Origin of the sequence: Phascolarctobacterium succinatutens YIT 12067 (assembly GCF_000188175.1) — a bacterium.
GTDB lineage: Bacteria > Bacillota > Negativicutes > Acidaminococcales > Acidaminococcaceae > Phascolarctobacterium_A > Phascolarctobacterium_A succinatutens.
This window is the reverse complement of the sequence record NZ_GL830877.1, coordinates 1-17,555: the sequence shown is the minus strand read 5'-3', so window position 1 is coordinate 17,555 and position 17,555 is coordinate 1. Positions and strand designations below refer to the sequence as shown.

General features: G+C 49.8%; 18 protein-coding genes, 2 pseudogenes and 1 other annotated feature. Of the genes and pseudogenes, 18 read left to right on the top strand and 2 right to left on the bottom strand.

From position 1 onward, the window contains the following. From HMPREF9443_RS04310 to HMPREF9443_RS04255, 12 genes and pseudogenes are all read left to right on the top strand, one after another. A pseudogene (locus tag HMPREF9443_RS04310) lies at positions 1–950 on the top strand (tetracycline resistance ribosomal protection protein Tet(W)); the annotation flags it as partial. Between the two features lie 50 nt (positions 951–1,000). Continuing rightward, complete coding sequence (locus tag HMPREF9443_RS04305; protein WP_002586626.1) at positions 1,001–1,768, top strand: class I SAM-dependent methyltransferase; 768 nt, start codon at positions 1,001–1,003, stop codon at positions 1,766–1,768. A gap of 171 nt (positions 1,769–1,939) precedes the next feature. Then, positions 1,940–2,362, top strand: coding sequence for a sigma-70 RNA polymerase sigma factor region 4 domain-containing protein (locus tag HMPREF9443_RS04300; protein ID WP_002586616.1), 423 nt, complete (start codon positions 1,940–1,942; stop codon positions 2,360–2,362). Then, positions 2,355–2,567 (top strand): helix-turn-helix domain-containing protein, encoded by a 213-nt coding sequence (locus HMPREF9443_RS04295; protein ID WP_002586615.1) that lies wholly within the window; start codon positions 2,355–2,357, stop codon positions 2,565–2,567. The genes HMPREF9443_RS04300 and HMPREF9443_RS04295 overlap by 8 nt, the downstream gene beginning before the upstream one ends. Before the next feature lie 497 nt (positions 2,568–3,064). Beyond that, a complete protein-coding gene (locus HMPREF9443_RS04290; protein WP_002596229.1) occupies positions 3,065–3,463 on the top strand; it encodes a plasmid mobilization protein in 399 nt (132 codons plus the stop codon). Continuing rightward, positions 3,435–5,060, top strand: coding sequence for a relaxase/mobilization nuclease domain-containing protein (locus HMPREF9443_RS04285; RefSeq protein WP_009145293.1), 1,626 nt, complete (start codon positions 3,435–3,437; stop codon positions 5,058–5,060). The genes HMPREF9443_RS04290 and HMPREF9443_RS04285 overlap by 29 nt, the downstream gene beginning before the upstream one ends. Beyond that, a pseudogene (locus tag HMPREF9443_RS10510) lies at positions 5,050–5,436 on the top strand (cysteine-rich VLP domain-containing protein). Before HMPREF9443_RS04285 ends, HMPREF9443_RS10510 begins: the two are co-directional and overlap by 11 nt. 72 nt (positions 5,437–5,508) lie before the next feature. After that, the gene (locus HMPREF9443_RS04275; RefSeq protein WP_001205019.1) at positions 5,509–6,303 is read left to right on the top strand and encodes a replication initiator protein A; all 795 of its coding nucleotides are present in this window, start codon (positions 5,509–5,511) and stop codon (positions 6,301–6,303) included. Next, complete coding sequence (locus HMPREF9443_RS04270; protein WP_000200031.1) at positions 6,300–7,139, top strand: ATP-binding protein; 840 nt, start codon at positions 6,300–6,302, stop codon at positions 7,137–7,139. The genes HMPREF9443_RS04275 and HMPREF9443_RS04270 overlap by 4 nt, the downstream gene beginning before the upstream one ends. Before the next feature lie 14 nt (positions 7,140–7,153). Then, a complete protein-coding gene (locus HMPREF9443_RS04265) occupies positions 7,154–7,342 on the top strand; it encodes a transposon-encoded TnpW family protein (RefSeq protein ID WP_000427739.1) in 189 nt (62 codons plus the stop codon). A gap of 111 nt (positions 7,343–7,453) precedes the next feature. After that, on the top strand, positions 7,454–9,073 hold the full coding sequence (locus HMPREF9443_RS04260) for a recombinase family protein (RefSeq protein WP_000945966.1): 1,620 nt from the start codon (positions 7,454–7,456) through the stop codon (positions 9,071–9,073). A 577-nt stretch (positions 9,074–9,650) separates the two neighbouring features. After that, positions 9,651–9,902: a binding site (T-box leader), on the top strand. Positions 9,903–9,976: 74 nt separating this feature from the next. After that, positions 9,977–10,780 carry a MetQ/NlpA family ABC transporter substrate-binding protein gene (locus tag HMPREF9443_RS04255; RefSeq protein ID WP_009145290.1) on the top strand — a complete coding sequence of 268 codons (804 nt, stop codon included), beginning with the start codon at positions 9,977–9,979 and terminating at the stop codon, positions 10,778–10,780. A 107-nt stretch (positions 10,781–10,887) separates the two neighbouring features. On the opposite strand, the gene HMPREF9443_RS04250 is transcribed toward HMPREF9443_RS04255, so the two are convergent. Further along, complete coding sequence (locus HMPREF9443_RS04250; protein WP_009145289.1) at positions 10,888–11,445, bottom strand: hypothetical protein; 558 nt, start codon at positions 11,443–11,445, stop codon at positions 10,888–10,890. A gap of 150 nt (positions 11,446–11,595) precedes the next feature. On the opposite strand from HMPREF9443_RS04250, the gene HMPREF9443_RS04245 reads away from it, so the two are divergent. The 5 genes from HMPREF9443_RS04245 to HMPREF9443_RS04230 are packed head-to-tail and all read left to right on the top strand — an operon-like array spanning position 11,596 to position 15,650. Next, entirely contained in the window at positions 11,596–12,333 is a 738-nt protein-coding gene (locus HMPREF9443_RS04245) for a phosphatase PAP2 family protein (RefSeq protein WP_009145288.1), read from the top strand. Continuing rightward, positions 12,309–12,491 (top strand): hypothetical protein, encoded by a 183-nt coding sequence (locus tag HMPREF9443_RS10970; RefSeq protein ID WP_009145287.1) that lies wholly within the window; start codon positions 12,309–12,311, stop codon positions 12,489–12,491. Before HMPREF9443_RS04245 ends, HMPREF9443_RS10970 begins: the two co-directional genes overlap by 25 nt. 49 nt (positions 12,492–12,540) lie before the next feature. Continuing rightward, positions 12,541–14,004: an NAD(P)/FAD-dependent oxidoreductase gene (locus tag HMPREF9443_RS04240; RefSeq protein WP_040565033.1), complete on the top strand. Its 1,464-nt coding sequence runs from the start codon at positions 12,541–12,543 to the stop codon at positions 14,002–14,004. A 2-nt stretch (positions 14,005–14,006) separates the two neighbouring features. Further along, on the top strand, positions 14,007–15,275 hold the full coding sequence (locus HMPREF9443_RS04235; protein ID WP_009145285.1) for an NAD(P)/FAD-dependent oxidoreductase: 1,269 nt from the start codon (positions 14,007–14,009) through the stop codon (positions 15,273–15,275). Between the two features lie 12 nt (positions 15,276–15,287). Continuing rightward, positions 15,288–15,650, top strand: a complete 363-nt coding sequence (locus HMPREF9443_RS04230; protein ID WP_009145284.1) for a DUF1667 domain-containing protein — start codon at positions 15,288–15,290, stop codon at positions 15,648–15,650. Between the two features lie 130 nt (positions 15,651–15,780). Here the strand turns inward: HMPREF9443_RS04230 and HMPREF9443_RS04225 are convergent, their stop codons facing one another. Next, positions 15,781–16,089, bottom strand: a complete 309-nt coding sequence (locus tag HMPREF9443_RS04225) for a hypothetical protein (RefSeq protein WP_009145283.1) — start codon at positions 16,087–16,089, stop codon at positions 15,781–15,783. Positions 16,090–16,352: 263 nt separating this feature from the next. Between HMPREF9443_RS04225 and HMPREF9443_RS04220 the strand changes: the two genes are divergently transcribed. After that, positions 16,353–17,237, top strand: coding sequence for a YitT family protein (locus HMPREF9443_RS04220; protein WP_009145281.1), 885 nt, complete (start codon positions 16,353–16,355; stop codon positions 17,235–17,237). The last annotated feature ends 318 nt before the right edge of the window (positions 17,238–17,555 follow it).

Below are 17,555 nucleotides of genomic sequence, written 5' to 3'. Positions count from 1 at the left end.
CTGTGTCTAAAATAAGTTTACCACTTCACCCTCGTAAAAGGTGGCGCGAGGCCCCCCTCCCCATGCTGCGGACGACGATTGCGCCGAAAACGGCAGCGCAAAGAGAACGGCTGCTGGACGCTCTTACGCAACTTGCGGATACTGACCCGCTTTTGCGCTGCGAAGTGGATTCCATCACCCATGAGATCATTCTTTCTTTTTTGGGCCGGGTGCAGTTGGAGGTCGTTTCCGCTTTGCTGTCGGAAAAATACAAGATTGAAACAGTGGTAAAGGAACCCACCGTCATTTATATGGAGCGGCCGCTCAAAGCAGCCAGCCACACCATCCATATCGAGGTGCCGCCCAACCCGTTTTGGGCATCTATCGGACTGTCTGTTACACCACTCCCGCTTGGCTCCGGCGTACAATACGAGAGCCGGGTTTCGCTGGGATACTTGAACCAGAGTTTTCAAAACGCTGTCAGGGATGGTATCCGTTACGGGCTGGAGCAGGGCTTGTTCGGCTGGAACGTAACGGACTGTAAGATTTGCTTTGAATACGGGCTTTATTACAGTCCAGTCAGCACGCCGGCGGACTTCCGCTCATTGGCCCCGATTGTATTGGAACAGGCATTGAAGGAATCGGGGACGCAGCTGCTGGAACCTTATCTCTCCTTCACCCTCTATGCGCCCCAGGAATACCTTTCCAGGGCTTATCATGATGCACCGAAATACTGTGCCACCATCGAAACGGCCCAGGTAAAAAAGGATGAAGTTGTCTTTACTGGCGAGATTCCCGCCCGCTGTATACAGGCATACCGTACTGATCTGGCCTTTTACACCAACGGGCAGAGCGTATGCCTTACAGAGCTGAAAGGGTATCAGGCCGCTGTCGGCCAGCCGGTCATCCAGCCCCGCCGTCCAAACAACCGCCTGGACAAGGTGCGCCATATGTTTCAGAAGGTAATGTAAAGATACATAATCGTCAAGACGGCAACAATCAGAAGTTATGGAGGGTAACAATGGAATATAGTAAGGAAGATTTAATGGAAGCAAAAAAGCAAATTTGGGGAGTGGGAGAGAACATGGGAACAGAGGAAAGTAAAAAAATCTGGGAGGAGAACGCACAATTTTGGGATAATGCAATGGGTGACGAATCTAATGAATTTCACAGAGAGGTAGTGCGTCCCAAAGTAACGGAACTTCTATCTCCTAATCCTGCGGATTACATTTTGGATATTGCGTGTGGCAATGGAAATTATTCTTCGTATCTTGCACAAAGAGGCGCTTCGGTTGTCGCTTTTGATTACAGCAAAAAAATGATAGAATTGGCTAAAAGACGGCAATCACAATATGCAAAACAAATTGAATTTTGTGTGGCGGATGCGACCGATAGAAAAAGTATATTAGAATTAAAAAGAAATCGAGCCTTTACGAAAGCAGTTTCTAATATGGCAATTATGGATATTACGGATATTGAACCACTTCTTATGGCTGTTTATGAACTGTTGCAGGAAAGCGGAATTTTTGTCTTTGCAACGCAACACCCTTGTTTTGTCACGTTGACTGAAAAATATATGACACCGCACAGTTACTATGATATAGCGATTGAAGGGCAACCGAAAGAGCAGATTTATTATCATCGTTCCATACAAGATATTTTTAACCTTTGTTTTAGAGCTGGATTTGTCATTGATGGATTTTATGAAGAATGTTTTAAAACCAACAAAGAAATTCCTATGGTAATGATAGTAAGGCTTAAGAAGGTAAAACGTGATAGCTTAAAATAAATTCAAGTTTGTCGGGTAAATAGCAAACCCAGCCGAGCCAGTCAACGGTCAAGATGAACGGCGCATATGCGCAGCCGTTGACAGCCCCGCCCGCCTTTGCTGGTAGGCAATCAAGGGGCGACAGCAAGAAGTGCCACCGCCCCGCACTATTATTCAGAAAGGGGAATTTCCATGACCGACCAGATAGCCTATCAAGAATATATCCAGCGCAGGTACAACGCCTTTTGCAAGACTGTTATCCGCTGTGCCGCCTTGGACAAGATTTTGAAGCTTAAACGGCAATGGGAACGGCAAGTTTCCCTTGACTATCTGATGAACGAGAAGTTTGTCCAGTTTGCCGCGTCGGAGCCGGACGAGGAATACCCATTTACCGTCTGCGGTCAGACCGTCCTGCTCTGCAACGCCGCCCTTGCCGACGCGATCTCTGTTTTGCCGGAGCAGACGCGGGAAGAAATCCTGCGCTATTACTTTCTGCGCCAGCCGCAGCGCGTGATCGGCGCGTGTATTGGCCGGTCACGCAGCACAGCGGGGCGGCATATCCAGCTTGCCTTGCAGCGGCTACGCGAAGAAATGGGGGTGAGCCGGTATGAGTAGACTTCTCCCCTATGAAACAATCCTCAAAGCCCGTGAGGGCGACCCAGAAGCCGTGAACGCTGTCCTGCTCCACTACGCCGGATATATCCGCTATTTCTCAAAAGTGAACGGGCAGGTCAACGCCGAGGTGGAGGACTATGTAAAGCAGCGGTTAATTGACTGTCAATTCAAGTTCCGGCTTGACGAACCACCGGACAAGTCATAAAAACTGAATACCAGCCGCCACCGACGCGGCCAGCGAAAGCAGTAAGTCTTGAAAAAGATTTACTGCTTTTTTTGTTGTCCGGCTCCGCTCCCGGCCATTTTGCCCCCTGCCGGTTGTAGTAGTAAGCGAGGAGGGAATTTTTCTGCCCTGGTGTTTGGCATTTGGAGCATTTACCCGTAGTAGAGGGCAAAGAGAAAGGATTTCTCCAACACCGGGTAGAAACCACTGCGTCCGGTGTCATTTTAGCGAAAGCGGGCAGGAATGCCCTTTACAGGATTAGTAGTAGCAGAAAAAGAGAAACAAACTTTTGTGGTTGCAGTTTTCCAAAAAAGTGGCGGACGGAAGTGAGAGAAAGTTTGCAGTCACGGAGAGCAAGTTTCTACCACGGTGCCAAAATCCGCAATTCTGCAGTTTTGCCCCTCGCGGGAAACTTGTTGGGGAGTGCCTTCCCCAAACCCTGCTCATGCGCCCTTACGGGCGAGAAAGGAGGTCACACCATGCGAAAGAAATACAACACGCCCCACCGCAGCCGCGTTGTGAAAACCCGGCTGTCCGAAGATGAGTATGCCGACTTCACAGCGCGGCTTGCGCCCTATGGTATCAGCCAGTCCGAATTTCTCCGGCAGGCGATACGGCGGGCGACCATACGCCCGGTTGTCCATGTGTCGTCGGTCAATGACGAGTTGCTTTCCGCTGTCGGGAAGCTGACAGCCGAGTACGGCAGGATCGGCGGCAACCTCAATCAGATTGCCCGGTATCTGAACGAATACGGCGTACCCTACAACACCCTTTCCGGCGAGGTACGCGCCGCCATATCCGACCTTGCCGTCCTCAAGTATGAAGTCCTCAAGAAAGTAGGTGACGCGGTTGGCAACACTCAAGCATATCAACTCTAAAAACGCCGACTACGGAGCCGCCGAGCAATATCTTCTCTTTGAGCATGACGAGTTTACCATGAAGCCCGTCCTTGATGAAACCGGCAGGCTTATCCCCCGCGAGGACTACCGGCTGTCCACGCTGAACTGCGACGGGGAGGATTTTGCCGTTGCGTGTATGCGGGCCAATCTCCGCTATCAGAAAAACCAGCGGCGGGAAGATGTGAAAAGCCACCACTACATCATCAGCTTTGACCCGCGGGACGGGCCGGACAACGGCCTGACCGTAGACCGGGCGCAGGCGTTGGGGGAACAATTCTGTAAAGAGCATTTTCCCGGCCACCAGGCCCTTGTCTGCACCCACCCGGACGGGCATAACCACAGCGGCAACATTCATGTGCATATCGTCATAAACAGCCTGCGGATTGAGGAAGTGCCGTTCCTGCCCTACATGGACAGGCCGGCCGATACGAAAGTCGGCTGCAAGCACCGATGTACCGACGCTGCCCTGCGCTACTTCAAATCCGAAGTCATGGAGATGTGCCACCGGGAGGGGCTTTATCAAATCGACCTCTTGAACGGCAGCAAGAACCGCGTCACCGACCGGGAGTATTGGGCGCAGAAAAAGGGACAGGCCGCGCTGGACAAGCAGAACGCCCCCATGATTGCCGATAGTATCACGCCCCGGCAGACCAAGTTTGAAACGAACAAGGAGAAGCTGCGGCAGACCCTACGGAAAGCCCTTGCCACCGCCGCCAGCTTTGACGAGTTTTCCTCTCTGTTGCTGCAGGAGGGTGTGACCGTCAAGGAGAGCCGGGGGCGGCTTTCCTACCTCACGCCGGACAGGACAAAGCCAATTACCGCCCGGAAGCTGGGCGACGATTTTGACCGCGCCGCTGTCTTTGCCGTTTTAGAGCAAAACGCCGCCAGAGCAGCCGAAGCGCCAGCCAGATCCCCCGATCCCCCACGCACCATAAAAGACCGCTTGCAGGTTGCCAGAGCCGAGATAGCCGCCCCGAAACAGGACGGAGTGCAGCGGCTTGTGGACATTGAGCAGAAAATGGCCGAGGGCAAAGGCCGGGGCTATGAACGATGGGCGAAGATACACAATCTGAAACAGGCCGCCAAGACCCTGACCATCTACCAACAGTACGGCTTTTCTTCCCCGGAACAGCTTGAAGCCGCCGTTGACACCGCCTATCAGAAAATGCGCCAGACCAGCGGCGAACTGAAAGCACTGGAAACGAAGCTGCAAGGGAAAAAGAAGTTGCAGCGGCAGGTGTTGGCCTACGCCCAGACCAAGGCCGCCCGCGACGGGCTGCGGGCACAGAAATCCGAGAAAGCCCGCGCCGCATACCGGCAGGCCCATGAGAGCGATTTTATCATAGCCGACGCAGCAGCCCGGTATTTCAAGGCGCATGGCATTACCAAGCTGCCCGCCCGGAAAGCGTTGCAGGCCGAGATCGAGCAGCTTATCTCCGAGAAAGACGGCCTGTATAACACCTATCACGAACAGAAACAGCGGTTCAAGGAGTTGCAGACCGTCAAGCGGAACATCGACCAGATTTTGCGCCGGGACGAGCCGCACCGCAGAAAGGAGCAGAGCCATGAGCGATAACCTGCCCCACATGGACTACCGCCAGCACCGGCGGGCGCGGCGGCTGGTACATGAGTGCTGTAACTACGATGAGGGGAACTGCCTGCTATTGGACGACGGGGAGCCTTGCGTGTGCGTCCAGAGCATTTCCTATTCCCTCATGTGCCGCTGGTTCCGTGTGGCTGTCCTGCCCCTTGACGGGGAGCTGGCCGCAGCCCTCTTGTAACGGGGGAGCCGGAAACGCTGCGCGGTCTGCGGGGCGGCCTTTGTCCCCAAATCCAACCGGGGGAAATACTGCCCCGGCTGCGCCGGGTGCATGAAGAAACGCAAAGCCGCCGAGAGAAAGCGGAAACAAAGGCAGAAATGTCACGCTTTAGAGCCTTTCAAACCCGCATAAATCAAGGCTTTTTTCGTGGGTGTCAAAGGGTATGCGATACATTTATCCTTTCCCCCCGGAAATGCCGTCCTAATGCGTGACAAAGCCCAAAAACGACACAACACAGAGGGAGGTGATACTATCGCTGATTATATCAGGGCAGACACCACGCTGCCCGCCTATCTTCCATACCCCCGTTTCCTGCTGAAAATGGAGATTTCACAGACCGCCAAGCTGCTGTATGCGCTTTTATTAGACCGCTCCACCCTGTCACAGAAGAACGGCTGGCAGGACGGCGAGGGCAGGATATTCATTGTCTACCCCGTTGCGGAGATAGCGGAAATGCTGGACAAGGGTTGTACCGCCATCAAGGGAGCCTTGAAAGAACTGGACGCAGCCGGGCTTTTAGAACGGGAACGGCGGGGCTTCTCCGCACCCAATCGGCTTTATGTGAAAGTGCCGCCTGTCCCAGTGGTACGGTTTTCCGACCAACTGATGGCCGGAAAAGCGACCCTCATACAGTCGGAAAAGCGACCTTATGACGGTCGGAAAACCGACCCTATGATGGTCGGAAAACCGACCCCTAACAAAACTAATATAAACAACTTAATAGAGAACCAAACAATGAGAGCGAGTGGGGAGCCGCCCACAGCTTATGGCCGATATGAGAATATTTTTCTGTCAAAGGACGAATATGACGAGTTACAGGCAGAATACCCGGACAGGCTGGAACGGCTGATTGAGGAAATGAGCCATTACCTTGCCGCCAGCGGGAAAGCCTACCAGAATTATGCCGCCGCCTTGCACAGATGGGCGGCCAATGACAAAAAGGGAGCCGTAAAACAGGGCATCCCCGACTATACCTGTATGGAGGGAGAAAGCTTATGACAAGTGAAATCAAAGATATTTTGGAGAACATGACAACCGCCGCCCCGGAGATGGAGGACTATATCGGCGAGGACGGACTGCTTTACTGCGGAAAGTGCCATACGCCGAAAGAAGCCTACTTCCCGGAGGGTAAGGAGCTGTTTGGCCGTGACCGCCACCCGGCAGAGTGCGACTGCCAGAGAGCCGCCCGTGAGCAGCGGCAGGCCGCCGAGGAACACCGCCGCCATGTGGAAGCCGTGGAAAATCTGAAACAGAGGGCTTTTGCCGACTCAGCCATGCAGCAATGGACATTCGAGAACGACAACGGCAGAAACCCGCAGACCGGGATTGCCCGGCGGTATGCGGAGCATTGGGAAGAAATGCAGGCCGAAAACATCGGCTGCCTGTTCTGGGGGAACGTCGGCAACGGGAAAAGCTACCTTGCGGGCTGTATCGCAAACGCCCTCATGGAGAAAGAAGTCCCCGTATATATGACGAACTTCGCCGTTATCCTGGGCGACCTCTCTCCCGGCTTTACAGGCCGGAATGAGTATATTTCCCGCCTTTGCCGCTATCCGCTGCTTATCATTGACGACTTCGGCATGGAGCGTGGCACCGACTATGGACTGGAACAGGTATTCCATGTGATTGATACCCGATACCGCAGCAACAAGCCGCTGATCGCCACCACCAACCGCCCGCTGGACGAGTTGAAAAAGCCGACAGACACGGCCCATTCCCGGATTTATGACCGACTGCTGTCCATGTGCGTCCCGATACGCTTTACTGGCGTCAACTTCCGGCAGGAAACCGCAAAGCGGAAAATGGAAACCATGAAGAAACTGCTGGCTGAATGAAAGGAGTATTGCCTATGGAGAATATCAAGCAGCACGACCACCGTACCACCCGCCGCCCCGACTGCGTGACGGAAATCCGCATGGGGAATACCGTTCTTGTCGTGTCCGGCTTTTTCAAGAAAGACACCACCAGCACCGCCGCCGACAAGATGGCGAGGGTACTGGAAGCGGAAGCCGCTGCTACACAAAAAAAGGCGATTTGACAAGCTGTAAAGAAGCAGATTTATCACTTTTACCGCTGTACAGCCGCCCCTGTTCCGTGGTACAATGAAACCACGGAATAGTGGGGCTGGCTGTCGGAAACGGAGGATTTTATGTTAAGACAAGCCACCCAAAACCTCATTACCGCCCTTTATCCGAGATTGTCCCATGAGGACGAATTGCAAGGCGAGAGCAATTCCATTTCCAACCAGAAACGGATTTTGGAAGCCTACGCCAAGCAGAACGGCTTTACCAATCTGCGCTGGTACACCGACGACGGCTACTCAGGTGCGAACTTCCAGCGGCCCGGATTTCAAGCCATGCTTGCAGACATTGAAGCCGGGAAAGTCGGCACCGTCATAGTCAAGGACATGAGCAGGCTGGGGCGTAATTACTTGCAGGTGGGATTTTACACGGAAATGCTGTTCCCTCAAAAGGGCGTGCGTTTTATCGCTGTCAATGACAACGTGGACAGCGCAAACGGCGGCATGGACAATGATTTTACCCCTCTGCGGAACTTATTTAACGAATGGCTGGTGAGAGATACGAGCAAGAAAATCAAGGCAGTAAAGAAAGCAAAAGGCATGAGCGGCAAGCCTGTAACCAGCAAGCCAGTCTATGGCTATCTCATGGACAAGGACGAGAACTATATCGTTGACGAGGAAGCCGCCCCGGTTGTCCGGCAGATTTACCAGCTTTGCCTTGCGGGAAATGGCCCGACCAAGATTGCCCGTATGCTGACGGAGCAGCAAATCCCCACGCCGGGGACGCTGGAATACCGCAGGACGGGCAGCACCCGACGCTACCACCCCGGCTATGAGTGCAAGTGGGCGACAAACACCGTCGTCCATCTGCTGGAAAACCGGGAGTACACTGGCTGTCTGGTAAACTTCAAGACGGAGAAGCCCTCTTACAAGGTCAAGCACAGCGTTGAGAACCCCATCGAGAAGCAGGCTATCTTCCCAAATCACCATGAGCCGATTATCGACACGGAAACATGGGAGCGTGTGCAGGAGTTACGCAAGCAGCGAAAACGCCCGAACCGCTATGATGAAGTGGGGCTGTTCTCTGGTATGCTGTTCTGCGCCGACTGCGGCCATGTGCTGTATCAGCAGCGGTATCAGAACAAGAACCGCAAGCAGGACTGTTATATCTGCGGCAGCTACAAGAAGCGTACCCGTGACTGTACGGCACACTTTATCCGCACCGACCTTTTGACGGCGGGCGTGCTTTCCAATCTCCGGCAAGTGACGGAATACGCCGCCAGGCATGAGAGCCGCTTTGTAAAGCTGCTCATCCAGCAGAACGAAATCGGCGGCAAGAGAAAGACCGCCGCAGCCACGAAGCAGCTTGAACAGGCCCAGACACGCATTGCCGAAGTGAACCGCATTATCAAGCGGCTGTATGAGGACAATGTAAGCGGCAAAATCAGCGACGAGCGTTTCATGGAGCTGTCAGCGGACTATGAGCAGGAGCAGCGGGAACTGAAAGACCGGGCTGCCGCTTTGCAGGAGGAACTTTCCAAGTCGCAGGCCGCCACCGTCAACGCCGAGAAATTCATGGGGATTGTGAGAAAGCACCTTGCTTTTGAAGAATTGACCCCCACCCTCTTGCGGGAAATGATTGAGAAAATCGTCGTGCATGAGTGCAGCTATGACGAGAACGGCACCCGCAGGCAGGACATTGAGATTTATTACAGCTTTGTCGGCAAGATAGACTTGCCGGAAGCCTAACGCCTGACCTATCCGACACAGCCCTAAGTGCCGGATAGGAACGGCAAAATTTTTTACACTTCTATTACTTCTTTATCGCACATTAGCAAACGAGCCAGGCATCAAGTGCTCCCAGACAGGCACCGGTTGCGTCGGACGCACCGATTTCGTGAATACATTTTGTTGCAAATTCCATAGTGTCATCTTCTCCTTTCAAGGTCAGCCTGCAAGATAGCGGATATTGCATCAGGACTGCAGCAAGTAATTTTATGCACGTTACTGCATTTTTTATTAGGTATCTTCTCACCTGTTTAGCATGATATTGTCAAATTTTTACTGCGTGAAACAAAATCAACAAGCATTGCTTGTGTGATGGTGCTTGATAATTTACATGATAAAGCCTAGTTTGTCAATAGGCAATTTACACTTTTTGTTGCATTTTGGGGCGCTATAATGAAGAAATGTAAAATAAAAATAATATTTCTGTTGCATGGTCCAGAATAGCAGTTGTATAAGTAAGTAAATTGTGTAACATCATTTACAAATCTATTGAAATACTAGGCTTTGACAAGTTGTATATTTTTACTCACAAGTTAATATACGAGCGATGAAAAGAAGAGTACGCAAGGAGTACTGCCACAGAGAGCTTCCGTTTGGTGCAAGGAAGCGCAGGAGACTTTGCCGAAGATGGTCTTGGAGCTGATTGGCTGAAGCGTAAGTTTAGGTCGTCCGGGTGCACCCGTTACAGTGCTGAAGTATTAATGGCTTAGTCCGGCGTACTTGAGGAGGCTGCTATCGTGAGGTAGCAGTGAAATTGGGTGGTACCACGAAGTTTGCTTTCGTCCCTTACTGCATAATGAAAATGCGGTATGGATAAGACGAAGGCTTTTTTTATTTTACTTTTTGCAAAGGAGACGATGAATTATGTTAAAAAAATTATTGGTTATTGCGTTATCTGTAGTGGCTTTGGCGGCGGCAGGCTGCGGCGGCGGTGACAAACAGGCTCAAACAACGATTAAGGTTGGTGCTACCGCCGGTCCGCATGCCGAGGTTGTGGAGGCTGCAGCCAAGGAAGCGGCTAAAAGTGGCCTGAAGGTACAGGTTGTGGAGTTCTCGGATTATGTTACACCGGACAAAGCTTTGGCAGATGGCGAGCTGGATTTGGTAAGCTATCAGCATAAGCCCTTCCTGGATAACTTTAACAAGACTAATAAGACTGACCTTGTGCCCATCGGCAACGCTATTTTAATGCGCATGGGCATTTACAGCGATAAGTTGCATGATGTGAAGGATATTCCTGACGGTGCAACGATTGCTATTCCTAACGACCCGACAAACGGCGGCCGCGGTCTGCTGCTGTTGCAGCGTGCCGGCTTGTTGAAATTGAAGGATGGCGTTGGCATGAAGGCTACACCGAAGGATGTTGTCGATAATCCCAAGCATCTGAAATTTAAGGAGCTGGAGGCAGCACAGCTGCCGCGCAGTCTGGCTGATGTTGATGCTGCGGCTATTACCATGAACTATGTAATGAGCGGTGGCTTGGATGTTAAAAAGCAGAATATCTTCCTTGAGCCAAAGGACGAGCCGTTGGCTGTAATGATTATTGCTGCCCGCAACAAGGATAAGGATAAAGAGGCTTATAAGGCTTTTGTGAAGGCTTATCAGTCCGAGGCTGTGAAGAAGTTTATTGCCGATAAATATAAAGGAACCATTGAGCCTGCATTTTAATATTTATGTAGCGATATATTGATATAGATAAAAGGCTATAGTTTTACATACATCAAAAAAGCACGGGCAGATACCCGTGCTTTTCTTCATTATATAAGGTATATTTTTTACCACCCTACTCCAATCCAGGGGCCGTGGTGATGGCCGCCGCCGATGCCGATACCTATGCCGATCGGGAAGTTCCAGCCACCCCTGCGGCTTTGCTTTTCGCGTTCAATCTTCATAAACCACAAGCGATAGATTTTACCGCCGTTTTCCAGCTTTTTCGGCGTATCCTTATCGGTGATAATCTTATAGCCGTTGAAGTTGGCGTTGGAGCTTTCGTAATCGCTGAGCATTTTGTTCATCTGCGCAAAGGTAGCCTTGTTATTGGTATATAAGCGCAGCATTTCGGTATTGGGCATGGTTAAAATCAGCTGCTTGCGCAAAGAGCGGTCTGTTGCCAATCCCTGGTAAACCTCTACCCTGTCCTCCTTTATTTTTACATATAGCAGGTCTTCGTTATTGCCGGCTTGCAGGCGGTCATTCATTACTGCCGCACTGATGGTTTCCATCGGTTTGATTGCGTTCAGATCATCGGCAGCCTTAGTTTTATCTGCGGCGAGCGCCAGCGCGCTGCAGCAGCACATCAGTAAGCAGGTTAACAGTAAAAGCAGTTTGCGCATAATTCTCCCTCCTTTGGAAGCTGATGGGAAAAATCTACATAAAAGACTTATATAATCCTCAATAATATGGTATCATATTTACGTAAATTTGTTAACTGAACTTTAGGTGATATCTGAGGAACAGTGGATATTTAAATACGAGGAGATTATATGAAGAAAAATAACCTGATTTGGATAATTATCTGTAATATCCTGGGAGCACTGCTTTTGGGAAGCTGGCTGGCAAGCACCCCTACCGCCGGCTATCACGGACCTTGGCTGGCGCTGGACCAAAGTGTCTTTTATTTCTTTAACCAGAAGCTGGCGCAGGGAACGGCCTTTACTTATTTTATCGCTTTTGTTAATCTGCGTGCCTTTGATGTGGTGGCCTTTGTGGCGATGCTGGCGATTTTTTACAGCTATTACCGCAAAAGCAATGTTGAAGGCAAGCGCTGGCTGTTCTGTATCGGCGTTGCCATGCTGGTAAGTGCGGTAATCATTAAGCAGTTTGATAAGCTGCTGCCGATTGACCGTGCGAGTGCTTCTATTTATTTTGACCAGCTGTATCATAATGTAAACTGGGTTAGCCAGCTGAGCGGCTGGCCTGCCAAGGATCGTTCCGGCAGCAGCTTCCCCGGTGACCATGGCATGATGCTGTTGATATTTGCTGTGTATATGTGGAAATATATCGGCAAAGATGCTTTTATCAAAGCGATGGCTGTATTTATTATTTTCTCACTGCCCCGTATTATGGGCGGTGCGCATTGGGTTACCGATGTTTTCGTAGGCTCCGTTTCTTTTGTCCTGCTTGTTTTAAGCTGGATTCTGCTGACACCGCTTTCAGATATCTTTATCGGCTGGCTGGAGAAAAAGCTGCCGCTTAGATGGTTTGTGAAAAAGAGAGAGTAAAATTTCAGGCTGTTGCCATTTTTAGTTTTTCTTACAGTAAGACTGAAATGGCAGCAGCTTTTTTATATATAATGAAGGAAATGTCTTCGGGGCATATCATGTCCCACTATGGACTTTTTTATTTTCGCTTCCCTCTTCTATTTTTTGCAGATTTGTGATAAAATTTAGATGTATTTTTATGAGAAAATTCAGCAAGGAAGTGACGGAATGGAATTTGTAAAATCTGCTGATGTAGTCGTTATTGGTGGCGGCATTGTAGGTACTGCTGTATTGCGCGAGCTTTCCAAGTATGACCTGAAATGCGTTCTGCTGGAAAAAGAGCCGGACATCGCTATCGGCACTACTAAAGCTAACAGTGCAATTCTTCATGCTGGCTTTGACGCTCCTACCGGCAGCCTCAAAGCTATTACCAACGTTCGTGGCAACGCTCTGTACCACGAGCTGCAAAACGAACTGGACCTGGATATTAAATGGACCGGGTCCTTGGTTGCTGCAACCACCGACGAGGAAATGCAGACTCTGCAGGAGCTGCTGCAACGCGGTAAAAAGAACGGCGTTGAAGGCCTGCAAATCCTGTCTAAAGAAGAAGTTCTTGAGCAGGAGCCTAACCTGACCACTGTCAAGGGTGCTCTGTGGGCTCCGAGTGCCGGCGTATGTTGGCCGTTCGGTGCTGCTATTGCTTTTGCTCAATGCGCTGTACAAAACGGTGCAGAAGTTATCCGCGACTGCAAGGTACTGGGCTTCGTTAAGGAAGACGGCAAAATTACTGGTGTAGAAACCAATAAAGGCACTATTGCTGCTAAATATGTGGTTAATGCTGCCGGTGTTTATGCTGACGAAATCGCTAAGCTGGCCGGTGATGATACCTTTACCATCACTCCGCGTAAGGGCGAATATATTCTGTTTGATAAGACTGCCTGCAGCAGTCTGGTTTACGGCGTGGTATTCCCCACTCCGACCAAAAAATCCAAGGGTATTCTGGTTTGCACCACTACCCACGGCAACACCTTCATAGGTCCTAACGCTAATGAGCAGGATTCCAAAGAAGATAAGGCTGTTACCACTGCCGGCATGAATGAAATCATTGCTTCTGCCAAGAAGCTGATACCGAACCTGCCGATGGGCGCAGCTATTACCGAATTTGCCGGCCTGCGTGCCGTTTCCAGCACCGGTGACTTCGTACTCGGTCCTTCCGAAAAGGTTGAAGGCCTGTACAATGCTGCCGGTATGCAATCTCCCGGTCTGACCGCAGCTCCTGCTGTAGGTGAGCTGATTGCCAACGAAATTGCCCGTGTAAGCGGCGCTGCCAAGAAGGCTGACTTCAAGGCTGCTCTGCCGAAGCATAAAGCATTCAACTATATGACTGCTGATGAAAAGGCTGCCAAGATTGCCGAAGACAATCTGTACGGCCGCGTAATCTGCCGTTGCGAAACTGTTACCGAGGGCGAAATTGTAGAAGCAATCAACTCTCCTGTAGGCGCACGCACTGTTGACGGTGTAAAACGCCGTACCCGTGCAGGCATGGGCCGTTGCCAGGGTGGCTTCTGCGGTCCGCGTGTTACCCAGATTCTGGCACGCGAGCTGAACATTTCTGTTCCCGAAGTATTAAAAGAACGTACTGATTCCAATATGTTCTACGAAAAATATTCTGCAGATGGCGGGGAGGAATAATAATGAACCAATTATATGATGTAATTATTGTTGGCGGTGGCCCTGCCGGTCTGTCTGCTGCTTACAGCGCATGGCAGAATGGTGCTAAAAAAATCGTTGTTATCGAGCGTGACCGCGAACTCGGCGGTATCCTGCAACAGTGCATTCACAATGGCTTCGGTCTGCATCACTTCAAGGAAGAGCTGACCGGCCCCGGCTATGCACATCGCTGCATCGAGCTCGTTGCTGATAAACCTGAAATCGAAACCCTGGTTGATACCATGGTATTAGATGTACAAAACAATAAAACCGTTATTGCCGTTAATCCGGAAAAAGGCTTGCTGAAGCTGGAAGGCAAAACTGTTATCCTGACTATGGGCTGCCGTGAGCGTACCCGTGGCGCTATCCGTATTCCGGGCGAGCGTCCCGCAGGCGTTTTCACTGCCGGCGCTGCTCAGCGTATGGTTAATATGGAAGGCTATCTGCCGGGTCACAAAATCGTTATCCTCGGCAGCGGTGACATCGGCCTGATTATGGCTCGCCGTATGAGCCTGGAAGGCTGCAAGGTTCAGGCTTGCCTGGAAATCTGCCCCTTCTCCAACGGTCTTACCCGTAATATCGTTCAATGCCTGAACGACTATGATATTCCTCTGTACCTCTCCCACACCATCGTTGCTATCCATGGTGAAGAGCGCGTAACCGGTATCACCGTTGCTAAGGTTGACGAGCGCATGACTCCGATTCCGGGTACTGAATTTGATATCGAGTGCGATACCGTACTGCTGTCTGTAGGTCTGATTCCTGAGAACGAGCTGTCCCGCGGCCTTGATCTGGAAATGAACCCGCTGACCAACGGTCCGGTTGTTGACCAGCATCGTGAAACCAGCTTAGACGGTTTCTTTGCTGCCGGCAACGTAGTACACGTACATGACCTGGTTGACTTTGTATCCGAAGAAGCTGAAATCGCAGGCAAATATGCTGCACTGAAGGCTCAGGAGAAAATGGCTACCGAGAACCGTACCGTAACCGTAAAGGCTATTGACGGCGTACGTACCTGCGTACCGCAGAAGCTGACCATGCCTGCAGAAATTCCTGCTGACGAAAAGGTTAAGCTGTTCATGCGTGTTGCTGCACCGCACCGCAAAGTTAAGCTGGAGGTTAAGAGCGGCGACAACGTTCTGCTGAGCCGTCCTCTGCCCGTAGCAAAGCCCAGTGAAATGATTGCCGTAGAAATTCCGGCTGCAAAATTTGCCCAGATCGGTGACGAAGTTACCGTAGGTCTGGTGCTGTAAGGAGGGTATAAAATGGCTGTTGAAACTCGTGTTATGAACTGCATTATGTGCCCTATGGGCTGCGAGATGACTGTTACCATTGAAAATGGTGCAGTTACCAATGTTACCGGCAACACCTGCCCGCGTGGCGCTAAATATGCTAACGATGAAGTTACTGCTCCGAAGCGTATGCTGACCTCTACCGTTGCTGTAGAAGGCGGTATGCTGCCTTTGCTGCCTGTAGTATCCGCTAACGTACTGCCGAAGGAACGCATCCTGGACTGCGCACGCTTTCTGCGTAGCGTAAAGGTTACCGCTCCGATTAAAACCGGTGACGTTGTAGTTAAGGATATTCTCGGCCTTGGTGTAGATATTATCGCCAGCCGTGATATGTAATCAGCTGAGGATTCTTCTGTTACATATAATATAGTAAAAATTGAAAGAGCTGCAGTTGCACTACTCTGCGTAGTGTAAAACTGCAGCTCTTTTTGTGTATGAGTGATGAGGATGAAAAGAAGGATGTTAATCAGGTGTTTTTGGCAATTACCGCACCCAGTACAGCACCGATGATGAAGCTGGTGGTAGCTTTTTTGTTGCTGTCCTTTTTCGTTACGTAATTGTCGTTCTTATAACGCTTGTCATAGCGGTCATGTCTGTCATAACGATCATGCTTGTCGTAGCGGTCGTGTCTGTCATAGCGGTCTGAATGACGCGGTGGCGGAGCATCGTGCCTTTCGTGAGCGGATGCTACGCTTGCCAGCGGCAGAGAGAGCACCATGGCAGCCATAGCAATTGCTGTGGTTTTCTTCATATACTTGGTTAATGTTGTCATCATATTTGGCACCTTCTTTCTTAAAGTGGTTGTTTACCTTTGTTGCTTTTATTATAAAGGCAGTATATGGCGAAATTATGACGATTTTATCTGATTTACAAAAACTAAGCAGAAAAAATTGTAAAGACTTTAGCATTTTACTTATTTGGATATAAAAAAAGTGCTTTTTTTACTTGGTTAATACGCAAACATAAAATTTTAGGTTATTATATATAGTAGTTATTAATCAACCCCCTTCCCCGTCAGTCGGCAAAGGAGGCTGTAGCATGAAGGCTGTTACCTATCTGAAACAATTTCTTTCCCTAAAGTCCCTGTGCCTGATTATAGGCGGCTCGCTGGTATATTCCATCGGCTTTAATATGTTCATTTTGCCATGTAATCTTTATAATGGAGGCTTTTTAGGGATAGCACAGCTGTTGGGATATTTTATGAGAAACGTCATGGGGCTGAGCTTTGTTACCGACAACTATATCGGCATTATCTATTTTCTCCTGAATATACCCCTGATGTTGCTGGCTATACGTAAGTTCGGCAAGGATTTTTTAGTGAAATCTGCTGTCTGCATTACAAGCTACAGCGTATTGCTGAGCCTTGTGCCTGTTGCGGAACATAATTATCTGCCCGATACGATTACGGCTTGTCTGGCAGGCGGTATCCTGTGCGGACTGGGATGCGGCATGACGCTGATGAGCAAGGGCAGCGGCGGCGGTGAGGGCATTCTGGGACTGCTGCTGATGCACCGGTATCACAATATGAGTGTAGGTAAGGTCTTCAATATTATTAATATCTTTGTCTTTGGCAGCTGTATTCTATTATACGATGTAGCTGCGGCAGTCTACTCCATCTTCTTTGCTGTGATTACTTCCGTTGTTCTGGATAAGGCTTATCTGCCAAGTATTACGGTAACGATGATTGTAATTACTAAAATAGATTTGGTAGAAGAGGTTATTTTTGCTGCTGTACATCGTGGTGTAACTAAAATTAAGGGCATAGGTGCCTATAGCGGTGAGGATACCAATGTGCTTTTGACAGTTGTTTCTAAGGTTGAGTCGATGAAATTACGTCATTTACTGGAAGAATGTGATCCGAATATCTTTATTATTGAATACGAAAATGTATCGGTGATAGGAAATTTCGAAAAAAGATTATAGAAATTTTTACCGAAAAATGAAGTTTTGCAAGGTGTTTTTAGCGATTTTTCGTAGATTTTTATAGAAATTTTGAAGTTTTTTCAGGTGCTTCAAAGCGTGTATACATGATACTTTATTTGTCCACGAATCCAAGTGTTTCACTAAAAAATCTTAAAAAAGTTGTAAAAAAGGTGTTGACATTACCTTGCCCACGTGGTATTATATACAAGTCGCCGGGATACAGCGACAAACACAAACAACAAAGTTGCGAACAGACGCAACAGAGTGAACCTTGAAAACTGAACATTAAACCTAGAAAAAAGCGAATGTGCGGGTCGA